17 protein-coding genes are annotated in these 18,311 nt (G+C 69.1%); 12 read left to right on the top strand and 5 right to left on the bottom strand.

Features of this window, described 5'->3' with window-relative positions; all coding sequences use genetic code 11:
* Positions 1–25 precede the first annotated feature (25 nt).
* The 3 genes from ACIBI4_RS01395 to ACIBI4_RS01385 all read left to right on the top strand — a co-directional run bounded on the left by ACIBI4_RS01395 (position 26) and on the right by ACIBI4_RS01385 (position 2,620).
* Positions 26–559, top strand: a complete 534-nt coding sequence (locus ACIBI4_RS01395) for a flavin reductase family protein (protein WP_399201456.1) — start codon at positions 26–28, stop codon at positions 557–559.
* Between the two features lie 253 nt (positions 560–812).
* Complete coding sequence (locus tag ACIBI4_RS01390; RefSeq protein ID WP_399201455.1) at positions 813–1,598, top strand: electron transfer flavoprotein subunit beta/FixA family protein; 786 nt, start codon at positions 813–815, stop codon at positions 1,596–1,598.
* A gap of 59 nt (positions 1,599–1,657) precedes the next feature.
* Positions 1,658–2,620, top strand: coding sequence for an electron transfer flavoprotein subunit alpha/FixB family protein (locus tag ACIBI4_RS01385; protein ID WP_399201454.1), 963 nt, complete (start codon positions 1,658–1,660; stop codon positions 2,618–2,620).
* A gap of 28 nt (positions 2,621–2,648) precedes the next feature.
* Here the strand turns inward: ACIBI4_RS01385 and ACIBI4_RS01380 are convergent, their stop codons facing one another.
* Positions 2,649–3,437, bottom strand: a complete 789-nt coding sequence (locus ACIBI4_RS01380) for an endonuclease/exonuclease/phosphatase family protein (protein WP_399201990.1) — start codon at positions 3,435–3,437, stop codon at positions 2,649–2,651.
* Between the two features lie 157 nt (positions 3,438–3,594).
* Between ACIBI4_RS01380 and ACIBI4_RS01375 the strand changes: the two genes are divergently transcribed.
* From ACIBI4_RS01375 to ACIBI4_RS01365, 3 genes are all read left to right on the top strand, one after another.
* Positions 3,595–4,884, top strand: coding sequence for a DUF6986 family protein (locus ACIBI4_RS01375; RefSeq protein WP_399201453.1), 1,290 nt, complete (start codon positions 3,595–3,597; stop codon positions 4,882–4,884).
* Between the two features lie 77 nt (positions 4,885–4,961).
* Positions 4,962–6,728 carry a protein kinase gene (locus ACIBI4_RS01370; protein WP_399201452.1) on the top strand — a complete coding sequence of 589 codons (1,767 nt, stop codon included), beginning with the start codon at positions 4,962–4,964 and terminating at the stop codon, positions 6,726–6,728.
* Between the two features lie 57 nt (positions 6,729–6,785).
* Positions 6,786–7,163, top strand: coding sequence for a nuclear transport factor 2 family protein (locus ACIBI4_RS01365; protein WP_399201451.1), 378 nt, complete (start codon positions 6,786–6,788; stop codon positions 7,161–7,163).
* Positions 7,164–7,202: 39 nt separating this feature from the next.
* On the opposite strand, the gene ACIBI4_RS01360 is transcribed toward ACIBI4_RS01365, so the two are convergent.
* Positions 7,203–8,189 (bottom strand): LacI family DNA-binding transcriptional regulator, encoded by a 987-nt coding sequence (locus ACIBI4_RS01360; protein WP_399201989.1) that lies wholly within the window; start codon positions 8,187–8,189, stop codon positions 7,203–7,205.
* Positions 8,190–8,445: 256 nt separating this feature from the next.
* Between ACIBI4_RS01360 and ACIBI4_RS01355 the strand changes: the two genes are divergently transcribed.
* Positions 8,446–9,444, top strand: coding sequence for an ROK family protein (locus ACIBI4_RS01355; RefSeq protein WP_399201450.1), 999 nt, complete (start codon positions 8,446–8,448; stop codon positions 9,442–9,444).
* A 64-nt stretch (positions 9,445–9,508) separates the two neighbouring features.
* On the opposite strand, the gene ACIBI4_RS01350 is transcribed toward ACIBI4_RS01355, so the two are convergent.
* Entirely contained in the window at positions 9,509–11,536 is a 2,028-nt protein-coding gene (locus ACIBI4_RS01350) for an NPCBM/NEW2 domain-containing protein (RefSeq protein WP_399201449.1), read from the bottom strand.
* 327 nt (positions 11,537–11,863) lie between these two features.
* Here ACIBI4_RS01350 and ACIBI4_RS01345 point away from each other — a divergent pair, with 327 nt between their 5' ends.
* The 3 genes from ACIBI4_RS01345 to ACIBI4_RS01335 all read left to right on the top strand — a co-directional run bounded on the left by ACIBI4_RS01345 (position 11,864) and on the right by ACIBI4_RS01335 (position 15,021).
* Entirely contained in the window at positions 11,864–13,156 is a 1,293-nt protein-coding gene (locus ACIBI4_RS01345; RefSeq protein ID WP_399201448.1) for an ABC transporter substrate-binding protein, read from the top strand.
* A gap of 63 nt (positions 13,157–13,219) precedes the next feature.
* Positions 13,220–14,143, top strand: coding sequence for a carbohydrate ABC transporter permease (locus ACIBI4_RS01340; RefSeq protein WP_399201447.1), 924 nt, complete (start codon positions 13,220–13,222; stop codon positions 14,141–14,143).
* Positions 14,140–15,021, top strand: a complete 882-nt coding sequence (locus ACIBI4_RS01335; protein ID WP_399201446.1) for a carbohydrate ABC transporter permease — start codon at positions 14,140–14,142, stop codon at positions 15,019–15,021. The genes ACIBI4_RS01340 and ACIBI4_RS01335 overlap by 4 nt, the downstream gene beginning before the upstream one ends.
* 56 nt (positions 15,022–15,077) lie before the next feature.
* On the opposite strand, the gene ACIBI4_RS01330 is transcribed toward ACIBI4_RS01335, so the two are convergent.
* Both ACIBI4_RS01330 and ACIBI4_RS01325 read right to left on the bottom strand, forming a co-directional pair.
* A complete protein-coding gene (locus ACIBI4_RS01330) occupies positions 15,078–15,656 on the bottom strand; it encodes a peptidoglycan-binding protein (RefSeq protein WP_399201445.1) in 579 nt (192 codons plus the stop codon).
* Positions 15,657–15,801: 145 nt separating this feature from the next.
* Positions 15,802–16,455 carry a TetR/AcrR family transcriptional regulator gene (locus tag ACIBI4_RS01325; RefSeq protein ID WP_399201444.1) on the bottom strand — a complete coding sequence of 218 codons (654 nt, stop codon included), beginning with the start codon at positions 16,453–16,455 and terminating at the stop codon, positions 15,802–15,804.
* Between the two features lie 139 nt (positions 16,456–16,594).
* Between ACIBI4_RS01325 and ACIBI4_RS01320 the strand changes: the two genes are divergently transcribed.
* Both ACIBI4_RS01320 and ACIBI4_RS01315 read left to right on the top strand, forming a co-directional pair.
* Positions 16,595–17,701 (top strand): serine hydrolase domain-containing protein, encoded by a 1,107-nt coding sequence (locus tag ACIBI4_RS01320; RefSeq protein ID WP_399201443.1) that lies wholly within the window; start codon positions 16,595–16,597, stop codon positions 17,699–17,701.
* A gap of 129 nt (positions 17,702–17,830) precedes the next feature.
* Positions 17,831–18,292 carry a DUF3291 domain-containing protein gene (locus tag ACIBI4_RS01315; RefSeq protein ID WP_399201442.1) on the top strand — a complete coding sequence of 154 codons (462 nt, stop codon included), beginning with the start codon at positions 17,831–17,833 and terminating at the stop codon, positions 18,290–18,292.
* The last annotated feature ends 19 nt before the right edge of the window (positions 18,293–18,311 follow it).

Below are 18,311 nucleotides of genomic sequence, written 5' to 3'. Positions count from 1 at the left end.
CGCCACGTATCGAAAGCCTGAGGTCATGTCGCTCGAGTTCGCCGTGCCGGTGCAGTCCACCGGGGCCCGTCCGCCCGTGCAGCCCGGATCGCCGGAGCTGTTGCGCTCGGTGTTCCGCCGGCACGCCGCGGGTGTCGCGGTGATCACCGCGCAGGGCGAGCGGCCGGTCGGCTTCACCGCCACCTCGCTCACCTCCGCCGCCGCGGAGCCGCCCCTCGTCTCCTTCGTCGTGGGCACCGGCTCGTCCAGCTGGCCCGTCATCGAACGGGCCGAGCACATCGGCGTACACATACTCGGCGAGCACCAGCGCGAGCTGGCCGGGCGCTTCGCCCGCAGCGGCGCCGACCGCTTCGCGCCGCCCACCGCCTGGCACGAAGGCCCCTATGGCGTCCCCGTCCTCGACGGCGTGCTCGCCTGGCTGAGCTGCCGGATCCTCGCGCGCGTCCCGGCGGGCGACCACCGTCTGATCGTGGCCGAGGCCGTCGCCGGAGACGCCGCCGGCGAGGGAAGCCCGCTGCTCTACCACGGGGGCGCGTTCAACGGGTTGCGCGAGGTCTGAGGCGAACCCTGTGCGGAGTGTGACCAACCTCCGCCGCGCGCGCCTGGGAACTGAGGCGGCGAAGTCATACGATCCGTTGGCAAGGTCACAGTCCAAGCGCTTGCTCAGCGGGTGAGCGCGAGGTGTACTGACTAGTAACATTCCGAGCGGAGCGCGGGCCGCCCCGTCCGGGATCCGCCGCTCCAGGCGCCTATGCTGCCTGGTACGAGGCAGCAGCCAGCCCAGATCGAGACGATGCAGTAGGAGAGCCGGCGTGAGCTTGAGGATCGTTGTCTGTGTGAAGTACGTGCCCGACGCCACCGGCGACCGGCACTTCGCCGATGACCTGACCGTCGACCGCGACGATGTGGACGGCCTGCTGTCGGAGCTCGACGAGTACGCGGTCGAGCAGGCGCTGCAGATCGCCGAGGAAGCGGACGACGCGGAGATCACCGTGCTGACCGTGGGTCCGGAGGACGCCAAGGACGCGCTGCGCAAGGCGCTGTCGATGGGTGCCGACAAGGCCGTCCACGTCGAGGACGACGACCTGCACGGCACCGACGTGATGGGCACCTCGCTGGTGCTCGCCAAGGCCATCGAGAAGACCGGCTACGACCTGGTCATCTGCGGTATGGCCTCGACCGACGGCACCATGGGTGTGCTGCCGGCGATCCTGGCCGAGCGCCTGGAGGTCCCGCAGGTCACGCTGCTCTCCGAGGTCTCCGTCGAGGACGGCACCGTCAAGGGCCGCCGTGACGGCGACACCGCCTCCGAGCAGCTCGAGGCCTCGCTGCCCGCCCTGGTGTCGGTCACCGACCAGTCGGGCGAGGCCCGTTACCCCTCCTTCAAGGGGATCATGGCCGCCAAGAAGAAGCCGGTCGAGTCCCTGGACCTGGAGGACCTTGAGATCGACGCCGACGAGGTCGGTCTCGAGGGTGCCTGGACCGCGGTCGACTCCGCGGCCGAGCGTCCGGCGCGCACCGCCGGCACGATCGTCAAGGACGAGGGCGAGGGCGGCAAGCAGCTGGCCGAGTACCTCGCGAGCCAGAAGTTCATCTAGGGCTCGCGCAGAGCCAACTGCCCCCGAACGCTTCGTACTTGCAGGAGAGAAGAAGTCCCATGGCTGAAGTTCTCGTCTACGTCGACCACGTCGACGGTGCCGTCCGCAAGCCCACCCTGGAGCTGCTGACGCTGGCCCGCCGCATCGGCGAGCCCGTCGCCGTGGCGCTCGGCAACGGTGCCGCCGACACCGCGGCCGCGCTCGCCGAGCACGGTGCGACCCGTGTTCTGACCGCGGACGCCCCGGAGTTCGCCGACTACCTGGTCGTGCCGAAGGTGGACGCGCTGCAGGCCGCGCACGAGGCCGTCTCCCCGGTCGCCGTGCTCGTCCCGTCCTCCGCCGAGGGCAAGGAGATCGCGGCCCGCCTCGCGGTCCGTATCGGCTCCGGCATCATCACCGACGCCGTCGACCTGGAGGCGGGCGACGAGGGTCCGGTCGCGACGCAGTCCGCGTTCGCCGCGTCCTTCACCACCAAGTCCCGTGTCTCCAAGGGCACCCCGGTCATCACGGTCAAGCCGAACTCGGCCGCCGTGGAGGCCGCCCCGGCCGCCGGCGCCGTCGAGGCGCTCGCCGTCTCCTTCTCGGCCGCCGCCACCGGCACCAAGGTCGTCTCGCGCACCCCGCGTGAGTCGACCGGCCGCCCCGAGCTGACCGAGGCCGCGATCGTGGTCTCCGGCGGCCGTGGCGTCAACGGCGCCGAGAACTTCGCGATCATCGAGAAGCTCGCCGACTCGCTCGGCGCGGCCGTCGGTGCCTCGCGTGCCGCGGTGGACGCCGGCTGGTACCCGCACTCCAACCAGGTCGGCCAGACCGGCAAGTCGGTCTCGCCGCAGCTGTACATCGCCTCCGGCATCTCCGGTGCGATCCAGCACCGCGCCGGTATGCAGACCTCGAAGACGATCGTGGCGATCAACAAGGACGCCGAGGCCCCGATCTTCGACCTGGTCGACTACGGCGTGGTCGGCGACCTCTTCGAGGTCGTCCCGCAGCTGACCACCGAGATCGAGACCCGCAAGGGCTGAGCTCGTCCGTGAGGGCCCCCGGAACCGTTCACCGGATCCGGGGGCTTTCGCCTGTGTACGGGAGCCTGAGCCGAGCCCGTACGGGCAGATGGTCGCTCGGGAACCGGTCGCCGAGGGAGAAGGTGTCGATCTCGGCGGAGACGGTCTGCACCTCGGGCGAGGTCAGGATCCAGTCGATACGGTCGCCTCCCGGCTCCAGCGGCCCGTAGCCGTGGAACGTGGCGTACTGCTCGCCGCGCCGCTCCGCCGCGTCCCAGGTGTCCACGAGACCCGCGTACCGGAACACGTCGTACACCGGATCGGCGTGCGCCGGCACGTTGAAGTCACCGGTCAGGATCACCGGCAGGGACGGGTCGAGCGTGTTGGTGCGCCGGAGGATGAGGGCCGCGGACCGGGTGCGGGCGAGGGCGCTGTCCACGTCCAGGTGTGTGTTGATCACGTAGAACTCGCCGTTCGTGCGCAGGTCGCGCAGCCGAACCCACGTCACCATGCGGATCGAACTGCCGCCCCAGGTGTTGGACGCGATGACGTCCGGGCTGTCGGACAGCCAGTAGTGCTCGTACTCGACCGGCGCGAGGCTCCCGGTGTCGTAGAAGACCGCCATGAACTCGCCGCGGCTGCCGCCGGAGCGTCCGGTGCCGATCCACGCGTAGCGTCCGCCGAGGTCCTGCTCGATGTCCCGCAGTTGCTGGTAGAGGCCCTCCTGGGTGCCGATCACGGCCGGAGCTGCACCGCGCAGGAGCGCGGCCATGGCCGTGCGGCGCTCCGCCCAGGTGTGCGGCGGTCTGCTGCCGGCGTGGCGCAGGTTGAACGTCATGACATCGAGGCTCGGCACGCGGACTCCTTGAGGGGCGTTCACGATGAGGGTGGGTGTTGACCAGCGGGAAGGTCCCGGATAACTTCGCTATACGGATTGTTGATTCCGTGAAGCGGAAAACGTTCTGCGGTACACGAGGAAAGCGGAGGGTGCGGGAATGGGTCAGCAAGAGCAGGTGGCGACGAGCCTCGCGGGTACGTTCAGCGAGGAGATCAGCGCTTCCCTCGCCCCGGTCGACGCGGAGCTCGAGCGCCGCTACCCGGGAGACCCCGGCACCCGTCAGCCCGTGCACACCGTCTACGTACCCGGTGAGGTCTTCCAGGCCGACACCATACGGTCCTGGGGCGACCAGGCCCTGGCCTCGCTCGACGAGCACGCCCCGGACGCCGAGACCTTCGCCAAGGTGCTCGGTCTGAGCGACGAGCTCGCCGCGCCCGTCTACGACCGCGTCCGCGCCAAGCTGGAGCGCGAGCCCATCGAGGACCTGCGGGTCGACTTCGAGGACGGCTACAAGGGCAAGGACGAGGATGCCGACGCCGCGCGCGCCGCACGGCTGATCGTGGACGCGTACAAGAACGGCACCGCCGCCCCGTACATGGGCATCCGGATGAAGTGCATGGAGGCGCCGGTCCGCGACCGCGGCATCCGCACCCTCGATGTCTTCCTCACGGGCCTGATGGAGGCCGGCGGTCTGCCCGAGGGTCTCGTCCTCACGCTGCCGAAGGTCACCTACCCGGAGCAGGTCACCGCGATGGTGCGCCTGGTCGAGCAGTTCGAGAAGACCCGCGGCCTGACCCCGGGCCGTATCGGCTTCGAGATCCAGATCGAGACCAGCCAGTCCATCCTCGGCGCCGACGGCACCGCGACCGTCGCCAAGATGATCGACGCCGCCGAGGGCCGGGCCACCGGTCTGCACTACGGCACCTTCGACTACAGCGCCTGCCTCGGAGTCTCCGCCGCCTACCAGGCCAGCGACCACCCGGCCGCCGACCACGCGAAGGCCATCATGCAGGTGGCCGCCGCGGGCACCGGCGTACGCGTCTCCGACGGCTCCACCAACGTGCTGCCCATCGGTTCCACCGAGCAGGTCCACGAGGCCTGGCGCCTGCACTACGGCCTGACCCGCCGCGCCCTGGCCCGCGCGTACTACCAGGGCTGGGACATGCACCCGCGCCACATCCCGACCCGCTACGCGGCCGTCTTCGCCTTCTACCGCGAGGGCTTCGAGGCCGCCGCCAAGCGCCTCGCCGCCTACGCCAACCACGTGGACGGCGCCGTCATGGACGAGCCCGCCACCGCCAAGGCCCTCGCCGGCTACCTCCTGCGCGGTCTTGACTGCGGCGCCCTGGACAGCGGCGAGGTCACCCGTCTCACGGGCCTGACCCTGGCCCGCCTGCAGACGTACGCGGGCCCGCGCCGCGCCGACCTGACGGCCTCCGCGAAGTAACGCACCGCGCCCGAAACGCACCCCGCTGCCCCGTAGTCTGTACACGACTTGATGCGTGACGGACGGACGGGGCAGTGGTGTCTTCGGGGGACTCGGCGGAAGAGAATACAGGCGAAGGGCGGGTGCTCGCGGGGCGGTACCGGATCGTCGGACAGCTCGGGCGCGGCGGCATGGGTGTCGTCTGGCGCGCGTACGACGAGGTCCTCGGGCGCGAGGTCGCCGTCAAGGAGCTGCGGACGTATTCGGACGCGGCGGCGCCCGAACTGTCCGCGCTGCGCGTCCGGATGCAGCGCGAGGCCCGCGCCGCGGCGCGGGTGCGCCACCCCGGAGTCGTCGCCGTGCACGACGTGGCGGAGGCCGACGGGCGGCCGCTGATCGTCATGGAGCTGGTCGACGGTCCGTCGCTCGACGCTGTGCTGCGCGAGCGCGGGCCGCTCACCCCGCGCGAGGCCGCCGGGATCGGCGCGAAGGTCACGGAGGCGCTGGCCGCCGCGCACCGCGCGGGCGTGCTGCACCGTGACGTGAAACCCGGCAACATCCTGCTCGCCGCCGACGGGCGCGTCCTGCTCACGGACTTCGGCATCGCCACGATGGAGGACCCGGGCGACGGCTCCGCAACGCACCTCACGCGCAGCGGTGAACTCGTCGGCTCGTTGGACTACTTGGCGCCCGAGCGTGCCCAGGGCCAGGATCCCGGGCCCGCCTCCGACATCTGGGCGCTCGGCGCGACGCTGTACGGAGCGGTCGAGGGCTCGGTCCCGTTCCGCCGTACGTCCACGTGGTCGACGCTGACGGCGATCGTCGTCGAGCCGCTGCCGGAGCCCGTACGGGCCGGTCCGCTCACCCCCGTACTGCAGCAGCTGATGGCGAAGGACCCGCAGGCGCGTCCGGACGCGGACGGCGCGGCGCAGTTGTTGCGGGCCGTGGCGGACGGTGCGGCGGACGACTCGCCGACGGCGCCGTTGCGGCCTGCGCCGGGCGGGGCCGCGGCCGGGGCGCCGATCCCGACCGAGGTGAGCCAACCGGGTCCGGCGCCCGCCGGGTTCGGGCCGGCAGCCGGGTTCGGACCGCCTGCCTGGCAGCAGCCCGAGCCGGTCGTCTCCACGACCGCACCGGCTCCGGCTCCTTTGACGAACCGTCGCGGACGGACCGTCCTCGTGCTCGCCGCCGCGCTCGCCGTCTTCGCGGCCGCCGGGGGCGGCTATCTGCTGCTCAACGACAAGGACAAGCCGTCGGGTTCGGCTTCCGCGTCGCAGCGCACTCCCGAGGATTCCGCCGAACCCTCCGACGACGCCAAGGCATCTCCGTCGGACGAGGCCGAGCCGGACAAGGACGCGTCCGCGAAGCCGAAGCCGTCGAAGGACGGCGCGGAGCCGTCGGAGAAGCCCTCGCGCCCCGTCGGCGGGGACGGCGCCGCGACGGGCGGCTCGGGCAACGGCGGCTCCGACACGGGCGGTTCGACGTCCGGCGGCTCGGACTCGGGCGGCAGCGACGGAGGCGGGACGTCCGGTGGCTCCTCCGGCGGGTCCACGACCGGCGGGGACGGATCGGATCCGGCGCCTGTCTGCCAGAACATCGGCGGCGGCAAGTACAACTGCAAGGTCTGGCGCACCGCGAAGTCCTACACCCGCTCCGGCGCCGAGGCGGGTGTCCTCAACGGCGGCACCAACTACTTCTACTGCCAGTCCAACTTGGGCCGCCGCGAGACCTACGGCGAGTGGACCAACGTGTGGTGGGCGAAGACTGACGACGACAGCGGCAATACGAATGTCTGGGTCAGCGACGTCTACATCGAGGGTGGCGACAACGACGCTCCCGTGCCGGGGCTGCCCGTCTGCGGGTGACCGCCGCCGGTGCCGTCCGGGCGCGGGCGCACGCCTGACGGCTGGTATTACTGGGGGATGCAGGAAGAGATTGCACGCTCCGCGATCGACACGTTCATCTCCGCGTTCAACGCCTCGGACGACAGCTATGTGACGGCCCTGCTGTCCCAGGCCCTGACCTCGGACGTGGTGTTCTGGGGGCCGTTGGGCCGCAGCGAAGGGATCGCGGCGGTCGAGCGGTTCGTGCTGGACATCCGGCGCCACCCGGCGGGGACCGGCACGATGGTGCGCTGCTCGGCGGTGGACATGCCCGGCGAGTGGGCCCGGTACCAGTGGGTCTTCACCACGCCGGACGGAGGCCCCCGCCTGGCGGGAACGGACGTCGTCCGTCTGCGGCGGAGCCTCATCGACCAGGTCATCGTCTTTGCTGGGGAGATCGAACCGTCCGCCTCCTGAATCGTTCATCCGATCCGGGGAGGCCGCGCGGTCGCAGCGCTAGGAAGCCGGCGGCAGCTCCCCGGAGCCGCGGGCGATCAGGCGCGTGGCCAGCTCGATCCGCTCGGGTACGTCGTGCCCGCCGTCCAGGCGCCGGAACAGGCGTTCCGCGGCGGTCCGGCCCAGTGCCGCCGCGTCCTGGGCGATGACGGTCACGCCGGGATCCAGCAGATCGGCCAGTTCGAAATCGTCGAACCCGACGAGGGCGACCGGACGGGACAGGCCCGCCAGAACCCGTACGACCGTGACCGTCACGCGGTTGTTGCCCGCGAATATGGCCGTCACCGGATCGGGGCCGGTCAGCATCGTCTCGGCCGCCGTCCGCACCCGGTCCGCCTCGGTCGAGCCCAGCGACACCCACGCCTCGTCGATCGGGAGACCGGCGTCCTCCATCGCCGTGCGGTAGCCGCGCAGACGCTCCACGGCGGTGTGGATGCGCGGCTGGTCGCCGATGAAGCCGATACGGCGGTGGCCGTGCGCGATCAGATGGGCGACGCCGTCGCGGGAGCCGCCGAAGTTGTCCGAGAGGACCGTGTCCGCGTCGATCCGGCCCGCGGGCCGGTCCACGAACACCGTGGCGACGCCGGCCTTGATCTCCGGCTCCAGATAGCGGTGGTCGTCACCGGCGGGGATCACCACCAGACCGTCGACCCGCCGCGCGCAGAGCGCGAGCGCCAGCTCCTGCTCGCGCTCGGGGTCCTCGGCGCTCGACCCGTTGATGAGCAGCGCGCCATGGGCCCGCGCGACCTCCTCGACGGCGCGGCTCAGCGGCCCGTAGAACGGGTCGGCGAGATCCTCCAGGACGAGACCGATGCTGGCGGTCCGGCCCTTGCGCAGCACGCGCGCGCTGTCGTTGCGCCGGAAGCCGAGGGCCTCGATGGCCTCCTGGACCCGCCGCTCGGTGTCGGGCGTGACACCGGACTCGCCGTTGACCACCCGCGAGACCGTCTTCAGACCGACACCCGCACGCGCTGCCACGTCCTTCATGGTGGGCCGGTTGCCGTAGCGGCTCTCGGTCCCCCTGGCTGTATCCGCCACGTATGCCGTCCTGTTCTCAAGTGCTCGGTGCGCACGCTGTTTCCCCCGTACGCGCCCACCTCGCGGTATCGCATACGTGTGGTGTCGAGCATAGAGCCTAGACAACGTTGTCAGCCCGGGAGAGACTGTCGGCCTGCCTCTGCGACCTGGAGAACCTGCCTCTCCCGGCGACAGCAAGGGCTTTCATCGGACCAGGAGACCGACTGTGACGCAGAACGATCCGGGCGCCCTTGTCGCCGCGCTCGACATCGGCGGTACGAAGATCGCCGGTGCCCTCGTGGACGGCGCCGGGCGGATCCTGGTCCGTGCGCAGCGGCCGACACCCGCCCAGGAGGACGGCGCCACGGTGATGCGCGCCGTCGAGCAGGTGCTCGGCGAGCTCACCGCGGCGCCGCGCTGGCCGGACGTACGGGCCGTGGGCATCGGCAGCGCCGGTCCCGTGGACGCCTCGCTCGGCACCGTCAGCCCGGTGAACATTCCCGGCTGGCGCGCTTTCCCGCTGGTCGAGCGCGTACAGGGGTGCGCGGGCGGTCTGCCCGTCTCGCTGATCGGTGACGGTGTCGCCATCACGGCGGCCGAGCACTGGCAGGGCGCGGCCCAGGGGTACGACAACGCGCTGTGCATGGTCGTCTCCACCGGAGTCGGCGGAGGCTTGGTCCTCGGTGGGAAGCTGCACCCCGGCCCGACCGGCAACGCGGGCCACATCGGGCACATCAGCGTGGACCTCGACGGAGACGCCTGCCCGTGCGGCGCACGCGGCTGCGTCGAACGCATCGCGAGCGGGCCGAACATCGCCCGCCGCGCCCTGGCCGGCGGCTGGCGTCCGGGCGCCGACGGCGACACCTCCGCGGCGGCCGTGGCCGCGGCCGCGCGGGCCGGACACCCGGTCGCGGTGGCCTCGTTCGAGCGTGCGGCACAGGCCCTGGCCGCGTCGATCGCGGCGACCGCCTCCCTGGTCGAGGTGGAGATCGCGGTGATCGGCGGGGGAGTGGCGAAGGCGGGCGACGTCCTGTTCACGCCGCTGCGCCGCGCCCTGCGCGACTACGCCACGCTCTCCTTCGTCCAGAGCCTGACCGTGACCCCCGCGATGACCGGCACGGACGCGGGCCTGGTGGGCGCGGCGGCGGCCGCGCTCGGGAACGGGGCAAGGGCAAGGATGAGGGCCGGGGCGCCCGCGCAGAGCGGAGCTCCCGCACAGGTGTGAAGCGGCCGGCCCGGCGGCCGGCCGCTTCCTTCAACCAGGTGTCGAGCGTTACGAGCAGGTGAGCTTACGAGCAGGTGAGCTCCGGACCGGCCCAGTCGCCGTGATCCGAGGTCACACCGTCCCCGCCGTCGGTGACCACGAGGCGCACCACCTCGGCGCCGCTGACGTCGGCCGTGAGCGCCTGCGCGGCATCGGCGTTGGTGAGGACGCCGGTCGAAGCGGCCTTCACGCCGTCGGCCCAGACCTCGAACGCGACACTGCCTTCGGTGCCCTCCTCGTCGTCGACCCCCACCTGCGTGGTGAGCGTGCTGCACTTGCCGCCCAGGTAGTACTCGACAGCCGATTCGGCATGGACGCCAAGGCCCTTCGCGAACACCGTGCCGTTGATCGTGATCGGCGTGCCGTCGCCGGCGGCCGACTCACCATTGCTGGTGTCCTTCTCCGCCGGACCCCAGCCGTTGGCGGCCGAGAGCCAGTCGAGCGAGCTCAGCGCCGTCGTGCCCGAGGGCGGCGCCACGACGACCCGGACCGTCAGGGGCAGCGTGGCGGCCACCCGCGTTCCGGTCGGTGAGCGGTAGCTCGTCCGCAGCGTCAGGTCGTACGCGCCGGGCGCCGCGCCCGCAGGTGCCTTGACCTGCCAGCCCGTGCTCAACGACTTGCCGGTGGGCAACACGACGGCCGACGTGGCCGACGTGGCCCGCACCGTCCAGCCCGACGGACCGGAGAGAGCGACCGACGCCTTGAGCGCCGGGGTGCGGCCGAGGTCGGTGACCTTCGTGGTGAGCGCGGTCGCGGCACCGGCCTGCACGAACTGCCCGCCCTCGACGGCCGTTTCGACGGCCGGCGGGTACTGGGCCCACTTGCCGTCGGCGGCCACCCGGAGCATCACGGTGCCGTGCGCGGGGACGGTCGCGGAGAGCGTTCCCGCAGAGTTGTAGCTCTTGTGCTGCCACAGATCCCGTACGGAATACGCGTCGGACTCCGGCAGGCCGACCGCCTCGGCCGTGGTGGCGATGCGCTGGGCGGACGACGACTCGTTGAACAGGGCGACGGCGCGGCTGCCGTCCTTCATTTCCTTGGACACCACCCAGCGTCCGCCTTCGGACGACACGACCTCGCCCTGCTTGCCGAGCGGGTCCTGGTCGACGGCGATGACCTCTTCGTTGCCGAGGATCTCGTACGTCGCGTCCGTGGCCTCGCGCAGGTCGGACCCGATCAGCAGAGGTGCGGCCATGATCGACCACATGGAGAAGTGGGTGCGGTACTCGGTGTCCGTCATCCCGCCGTTGCCGACCTCGAGCATGTCCGGGTCGTTCCATCGCCCGGGTCCGGCGTACGGGGCGAGCGGGAGGTTCTGCTTCATGATGCCGAGCATCGAGCCCCAGTTGTCGCTGATGTCCCCCGTCGTACGCCACAAGTGGCCCACGTCGGCGGCCCATTCCCAGGGCTTGTTCTGACCCCATTCGCAGATGCTGTAGACGATCGGCCGGCCCGTGGTCTCGGCGGCGGCCCTGAGCGCGTCGCGCATCTTGATGTAGCGCTGCTTGGCGTCCACGCCCTGGTTATTGCAGTTGTCGTACTTGAGGTAGTCCACACCCCAGTCCGCGAACTGCTGGGCGTCGGATTCCTCGTGGCCCAGACCGCCCGGGAAACCGGCCGAGTTGCAGGTCTTGGTGCCGGCGCTGGTGTAGATGCCGAACTTCAGGCCCTTGGCGTGCACATAGTCGGCAACGGCCTTGATTCCGTTGGGGAATCGGACCGGGTCGGGCACCAGCTTGCCGTCCGCGTTGCGCTGGGGAAGCGCCCAGCAATCGTCCAGGTTGACGTATTCGTACCCGGCGTCCTTGAGGCCCTTTTCGACGAAGATGTCGGCGATCGACTTGACCATCTCTTCGTCGAACTCGGCCCGGCAGTGGGTGGAGTTCCAGTTGTTGAACCCCATCGGCGGGGTGAGGGCGAGCCCGTCATCGACCAACGGCCGGGCGGAGGCGGTTTCGCGCTCAGGATCGCTTGCCTGCGCCCGCGCCTGCGCCTGAGCCGGCGCGGAGAGGCCGGCCGAGCAGAGCAGGGCGACGCCCAGCGCTCCGACCATTCTTCGGCGAGTGTTGCGGGTGGGAAGGTGACGCATCGTTACGTTCCTCCGTACTCGCGTGAGTTGGGACATGTCATGCATGTGTCATGTCGAGCGTTTACGGTAGGCCGTGTTCGAGTCTGTTGGAAGAGATGTGGTAACAGTTCGCCCATGCTGTGCCGCACCTCTTGACCATCGCGCAGGTTGGCAGTGAGATCCCAATCCCACGTTCGATTGTGTTGGGTTCGCCCGCCGCATGAGCGCACCGAGGAGAGGGACATGGCAGAGTCATCGTTCACGGGTCGGGGTACACCCGGTGACGTATCCCGAAGCGGTGCAGGACATCGGATGTCCCGGCGAACTCTCCTGCGCGGCAGCGCCATCGGCGCGGGCGCGGTGGCCCTGCCGTCACTGCTGACCGCGTGCGGCGGTGGTCCCGCCGACGCCGGCAAAACGATCGCGCTCGGCTCCAACTCCTCGGACCCGGTGCCGAAGAAGGCCTTCGCGGCCGCGTTCGCGGACTACGAGAAGCAGTCGAAGGACGACCGCAAGGTCAAGGTCAACACCGTCGACCACAATTCGTTCCAGGAGAACATCAACCGCTATCTGCAGAGCACGCCGGACGACGTGTTCATGTGGTTCGCGGGCTATCGCATGCAGTTCTTCGCCAAGAAGAACCTGCTGCACGAGATATCCGACATCTGGTCCGGCTTCGACGGCTTCTCGGACGCCATCAAGGACCAGTCCACGGGCGAGGACGGCAAGCAGTACTTCGTGCCGTACTACTACTATCCGTGGGCCGTATTCCACCGGAAGAGCGTCTTCGAGAAGTACGGCTACGAGGTGCCGAAGAACCTCGACGACTACGTGGCCCTCGCCAAGCAGATGAAGAAGGACAAGCTCGTCCCGATCGCCTTCGCGGACAAGGACGGCTGGCCCGCGATGGGCACCTTCGACTATCTCAACATGCGGATCAACGGCTACGACTTCCACAAGTCGCTGATGGCCGGCAAGGAGGCCTGGAACGGCAAGGAGGTCAAGGAGGTCTTCGACACCTGGCGCCGCCTCATGCCGTATCACCAGGAAGGCGCCAACGGCCGCACCTGGCAGGAAGGCGCGCAGGCGCTGCAGAAGAGCGAGGCCGGGATGACGGTCCTCGGGCTGCCGCACCCGGGCCAGCAGTTCCCCGACGCGGACAAGGAGGACCTCGACTTCTTCGCGTTCCCGGAGATCAACCCGGAGCACGGCCAGGACGCGGTCGAGGCGCCGATCGACGGCTTCCTGCTGGCGCGCAAGGGCAAGAACCTCAAGAACGACAAGGGGATGGAGGCCGCCAAGGACCTCCTCAAGTACCTCGCCACCGCCAAGGCCGAAGACATCTATCTGCAGTTCGACCCCAACAACATCGCGGTCCACGAGGACGCCGACACCGCCAAGTACACGACGCTGCAGAAGAAGGCCGTCGAATTGGTCGGCGGGGCCAAGCAGATTTCCCAGTTCCTCGACCGCGACACCCGGCCGGACTTCGCGTCCACGGTGATGATCCCGGCGATCCAGAAGTTCATCGGCGATCCGAAGGATGTCGACGGGCTCGTGAACGACATCGAGCGGCAGAAGAAGAGCATCTTCGCCGCGGACTGAACTGATTGCTCCGCACTGCTCCGATCTGATCTGCACCGTTCCGATCCCTGGGAGTTCACACCCGTGTCGCTCACCTCCACTCGGGGCGGCCGACGGCAACGACGGCGCGGTCCGCGGCGGTTCACCCGCCGCGACCGCGTCGTCCTCGCCGCTCTGCTCGGTCTGGCCATCCTGATCGACCTGTTCATCGTCTGGGGGCCGACCTTCGCCTCCATCGGGCTGTCCTTCACCAGCTGGGACGGCATCGGTGACATCAGCTGGGTCGGGCTCGACAACTACAAGACGGCGTTCACCGAGTACCCGCAGTTCTGGCCCGCGGTCCGGCACAACCTGATGTGGCTCGGCTTCCTCGGCCTGGTGGCCACACCGTTCGGCCTCTTCCTCGCCGTGCTCATCGACCGGGGCGTGCGCTACAGCCGCTTCTATCAGTCGGCCATCTATCTGCCGGTCGTCCTTTCACTCGCGATCGTCGGCTTCATCGCGCAGCTCGTCTTCTCCCGCGACCAGGGCGCGCTCAACGCGCTGCTCGGACGGCAGGACAACCCGATCGACTGGATCGGCGACCCCGACCTCAACATCTGGATGGTGCTGCTCGCCGCGGCCTGGCGGCACACCGGCTACGTGATGATCCTCTACCTCGCCGGCCTCAAGGCCGTCGACGCCTCCCTCAAGGAGGCCGCCGCGATCGACGGGGCCAACGAGCGCCAGACGTTCTTCAAGGTCGTCTTCCCGACGCTCCGCCCGGTCAACATCATCGTCATGGTGATCACGGTCATCGAGGGGCTGCGTGCCTTCGACATCGTGTACGCCATCAACAAAGGAAGAAACGGACTCGAGTTGCTGTCCGTCCTGGTCACCGACAACATCATCGGCGAGGCCAGCCGCATCGGCTTCGGCTCCGCGATCGCCGTCGTCCTGCTCATCGTCTCGCTCGGATTCGTCGTGACGTACCTGGTCCAGGAACTGCGCGGGGAGAAGAACCGATGAGCCTCGCACCGTCTCCCCGCCGTGCCCGCCGCCGCGGCCGCTGGGGCACGCACATCTTCCTCACCGCCGTGTCCCTGGGCTTCCTCGCCCCGCTGCTGCTCGCCGTGTACGCGTCGTTGCGCCCGTATGACGAAACGGCCGAGGAAGGCTATTTCTCGCTGCCGAAGTCTCTGTCGTTCGATTACTACCAACAGGCGTTCAATGACTCGGAGATGACGAAGTACTTCGTCAACACGCTCATCATCGCCGTGCCCGGCGTCCTGATCGTGCTCTTCCTCGCGTCCTTCGTGGCCTTCGCGGTGTCGCGGCTCAACATGCGCGGCGGCATCGTGCTCGTCATGATCTTCACGGCGGGCAATCTGCTGCCGCAGCAGGTGATCATCACGCCGCTGTACGCGGTGTTCAACAAGATCGAGCTGCCGTACTGGATGTCGGACTCGTATTTGATGTACGACTCCTACTGGGCGGTGCTCGCCGTCCAGATCGGATTCCAGCTCGGTTTCTGCGTCTTCGTGCTCGCGAATTTCATGCGGGCGCTGCCGAGGGAAATCACCGAGGCCGCGATCGTGGACGGCGCCGGTGTGTGGACCCAGTACTGGCGCATCACGCTGCCGCTGTGCCGGCCCGCGCTCGCGGCCCTCGGCACGCTCGAATTCACCTGGATGTACAACGACTTCCTGTGGGCGCTCGTCTTCATCAACACCGGAGACAAGCTGCCGATCACCTCGGCCCTGAACAATCTCAGCGGCCAGTTCTTCACCGACTACAACTTGCTCGCCGCCGGATCCGTGATCGTGGCGGCGCCGACGATCATCGTGTTCCTGTTGCTGCAGCGGCACTTCATTGCGGGGCTGACGCTTGGGTCCACCAAGGGGTAGGGGCGGGCCTTCCGCTGGGCATGAGATCACCGTGCCCGCGCCCTGACGAACTCTGCTCAGTCGCAGCTGGTGGTATTGCCCCCGTAGTTGGCGGAGTAGTAACTGCCTTCTTTTCCGATACGGAAGGTGTAGATGCCGTTGGTGTTGCGGAGGATGCGGAACGAGTCACGACCGCTGTTGTACGTGAGGTACAGCAGCTTGCCTCGCTCGGTCGACCCACTGCTTTTCACCAACTGGTCTTCAGCCGCTCGAAAGGTATTGGGCCCGACCTTGCCGTCGGCGTTGCCGACTCCGTCAGCCAGGCCCCAGCCGGCTTGGAGGTGCTGCGTAGCTCGCTGCGTGTTCGGGCCGAAGTGACCGTCGATGTCGCTGCGATCGAAAGCGGTACCGTCCAGTTCCTTCGCGGCGTGAACCCACAGAATCGTCTGCCATAGGCACGTCGCGTTGGATACGGAGTGCTGCGAAATGGAGATGACTCCTTCGTCGCTCCAGTCTCCTTGCCATGCGTCGTATCCCCGCACATAGCCGTCCGAGACCTTGGCTGAGGCAGGGGAAGCGCTTAGGACGAGCGTCGCTGCCGCCAACGTGCTGATCGTCGCAGTTGCTCCACGGGCTGCTGTACCACGAAGGCTCATCAGGTGTCCCTTCACTCATGGTCGATAGCCCGTGGGGCACGGGCAGACTCGAGGGAACACGCTTACACAGAGGACACGGAGCGTGAACCTGCAACTATTCAGGTTCCGTTGGAGGGTTGACCGGTCTGGGTGCGTCACCCATGTCTCACCTGATCGCACCCTCGATATCGGCAAGTTGAGCGGCGAGAATCTCCTCGAACGCGGCGTCGCGGTCCGCGCCCAAGGGGCGGACGTCGCGGGCGAAGTGGGCCAGAGCCGGGAAGTGTTCGGGGTCTGCGCCGAGTACTGCGACGCGGAAGAGTTCCATGCCCTGTTCGTACTCGTCCGAGGACATCGTGCTGACACCGGCCTCGGAGGCGATCAGGGCGGAGATGAGGACCGCGAGCCGGTGGTAGCGCGTCGGGATCTCCTCGTCGGGCAGGCCCGAGGTGCGCAGTGCCTGCAGCACCTCCTCCATGACCAGGCGGGATCCGGCGCCGCCTGACGCGTACCGCCCCCAGATCGCGGCGAGTTGCGGCTGGCGGCCGAACGCCTCGCGTACGCGCAGGGCCAGCGTGGTGATGCGGTGCTTCCAGTCGCCCTCCGGGCGGTAGCCGTCCATGGACGCCAGGAGGATCCGGTCGGCGACCGCGCGCAGCAGCTCCGTCTTGCTGCGGAAGTGCCGGTAGAGGCTGGAGGAATCCGTGCCGAGTGTCGTCGCGAGCTTGCGCACGCTGAACGAATCCGTGTCGCTCGTGCGCAGCAACTCCGCTGCCGCGTCCAGGATTTCCTCGGTCGTCCAGCGCCTGCGACCAGCCATTTCGCCCCTCTCGTCGGCTTGCAGTCTAACTTATGCACTTGGCGTTGCACGCAGTGCGTGCATAATGAGGGCATGTGAGAGCCGAGCTCGCTCCGAGCCCTACGGAAGGACGCATGTCGTGCAGAACTCACAGGACTTAGTGGATTCAGAGGCGCTGGACGCAGCTCTCGAGAACGTCCGTCGAGCCGGAGTACCGGGCGTGTTCGCCGAGGTGCGGGACGGTGACCGGGCCTGGCGCGGTGCCGCCGGGGAAGCCGACGTGGAAACCGGGCGCCCTGTCACCGTCGGGATGCGGCACCGGGTCGGCAGCATCACCAAGACCTTCACCACCGCCGCGGTCCTGCAACTGGCGGAGGCCGGCCGGATCGGCCTCGACATGCCGATCGGCCGCTACCTTCCGGACCTCGTCCCCGGGGAACGCGGTGCGGCGATCACGGTCCGGATGCTGATCAACCACACCAGCGGCCTCGCCGAGTACCTCCCGTACGCCTACCCCTCGCTCAAGGCGCTCCCCGTCGTCTCCGACACGAGCCCGCAGAGCATGGACGACCTCCGCTTCAAGCGGTTCGACCCCGTCGAGTTGATCGAGATGGGGGTCACGGCACCCGCCGTCGGCGCACCGGGCGGCGCTCCCGGGGTGTACTCCAACACCAACTACCTGCTCCTCGGCAGGCTCCTGGAGCACGTGACCGGCATGACGGCCGAGGCGTGCATCACCCAGAACGTCATCAAGCGCGCGGGCCTCAAGGACACCGAGTTCCCCTCCGGCCCGCACCTCCGCGAGCCGCACTCGCAGCTCTACGAGGCATGGTTCGGCATGATCGACCCGCCGCGCGACTACAGCGTCTTCGACATGTCGTGGACGGGCGTGGCGGGCTCACTGACATCAACCGTCGCGGACATGAACCGTTTCTACCGCCGGCTGATGGCCGGCGAGATCGTCAGCCCGGAGTCTCTGGCGCAGATGCAGGTCACCGGCCCCGTCGTCGCGCACGACGGAACGACGATCGAGTACGGCCTCGCGCTCTTCCCGATGAAGGAGACCGGCCGGCCCACGTTCTGGGGCAACGGCGGCACGGTCTGGGGCGGCGGGACGCTGGCCATGATCCGAGCCGACGGCGAGCGGCAGCTGGCCGTCGCGCTCAACACGCAACGATGGAACCGTCTCGACTCTTCCGGCATACCGCAGCCCCACCCCATCGACGCAGCGCTCGCGGAGCTGTACCGCGTGGCGATGTACGGCTGAGGCGGACGGTGGGCTCGATCCCGGAGCCCGACGGACCGTAGCGGCTGTCGGTGCGGTCCCGCGCCCGCCTCCGTCTCACTCCGCGGAAACCCCGTGAGATCAAGGCCACGGGCTGCCTAAGGTGCGGCCATGACCGACTCCGTCTCGTACGAACTCGCGCAAGTCAATGTCGGGAAGCTCCAAGCCCCGTTGGATTCGGCCCAGTTGAAGGACTTCACCGAGGGGCTCGGGCCCGTGAACGCCGTGGCCGACCAGTCCGACGGATTCGTCTGGCGGCTGCAGGACGAGTCCGGGGACGCCACCGAATTCCGCATCCTCGACGATCCCGACCTCCTCATCAATCTCTCCGTCTGGCGCGATGTCGACGCCCTGACCGCGTTCATGTACTCCGGCCGGCATCGTGAACTCCTCAAGCGCCGCCGGGAGTTCTTCCACCGCCTGGACGAGGTCGTCACCGCGCTGTGGTGGGTGGAGGCCGGGCACCGGCCGAGCGTCGAGGAAGCGGGGCAGCGCCTGCAGCATCTGCGCGAGCATGGTCCGAGCCCGGTCGCGTTCTCCCTGCGTACGACGTTCCCGCCGCCCACGGACTGAGCCCCGCCGGCCGCGGTGT

The organism is Streptomyces sp. NPDC050418, from assembly GCF_044458745.1.
In the GTDB taxonomy this organism is placed as follows: Bacteria; Actinomycetota; Actinomycetes; order Streptomycetales; family Streptomycetaceae; genus Streptomyces.
The sequence above is the reverse complement of the archived record's forward strand: the minus strand, read 5'-3'. Positions and strand labels throughout refer to the sequence as shown.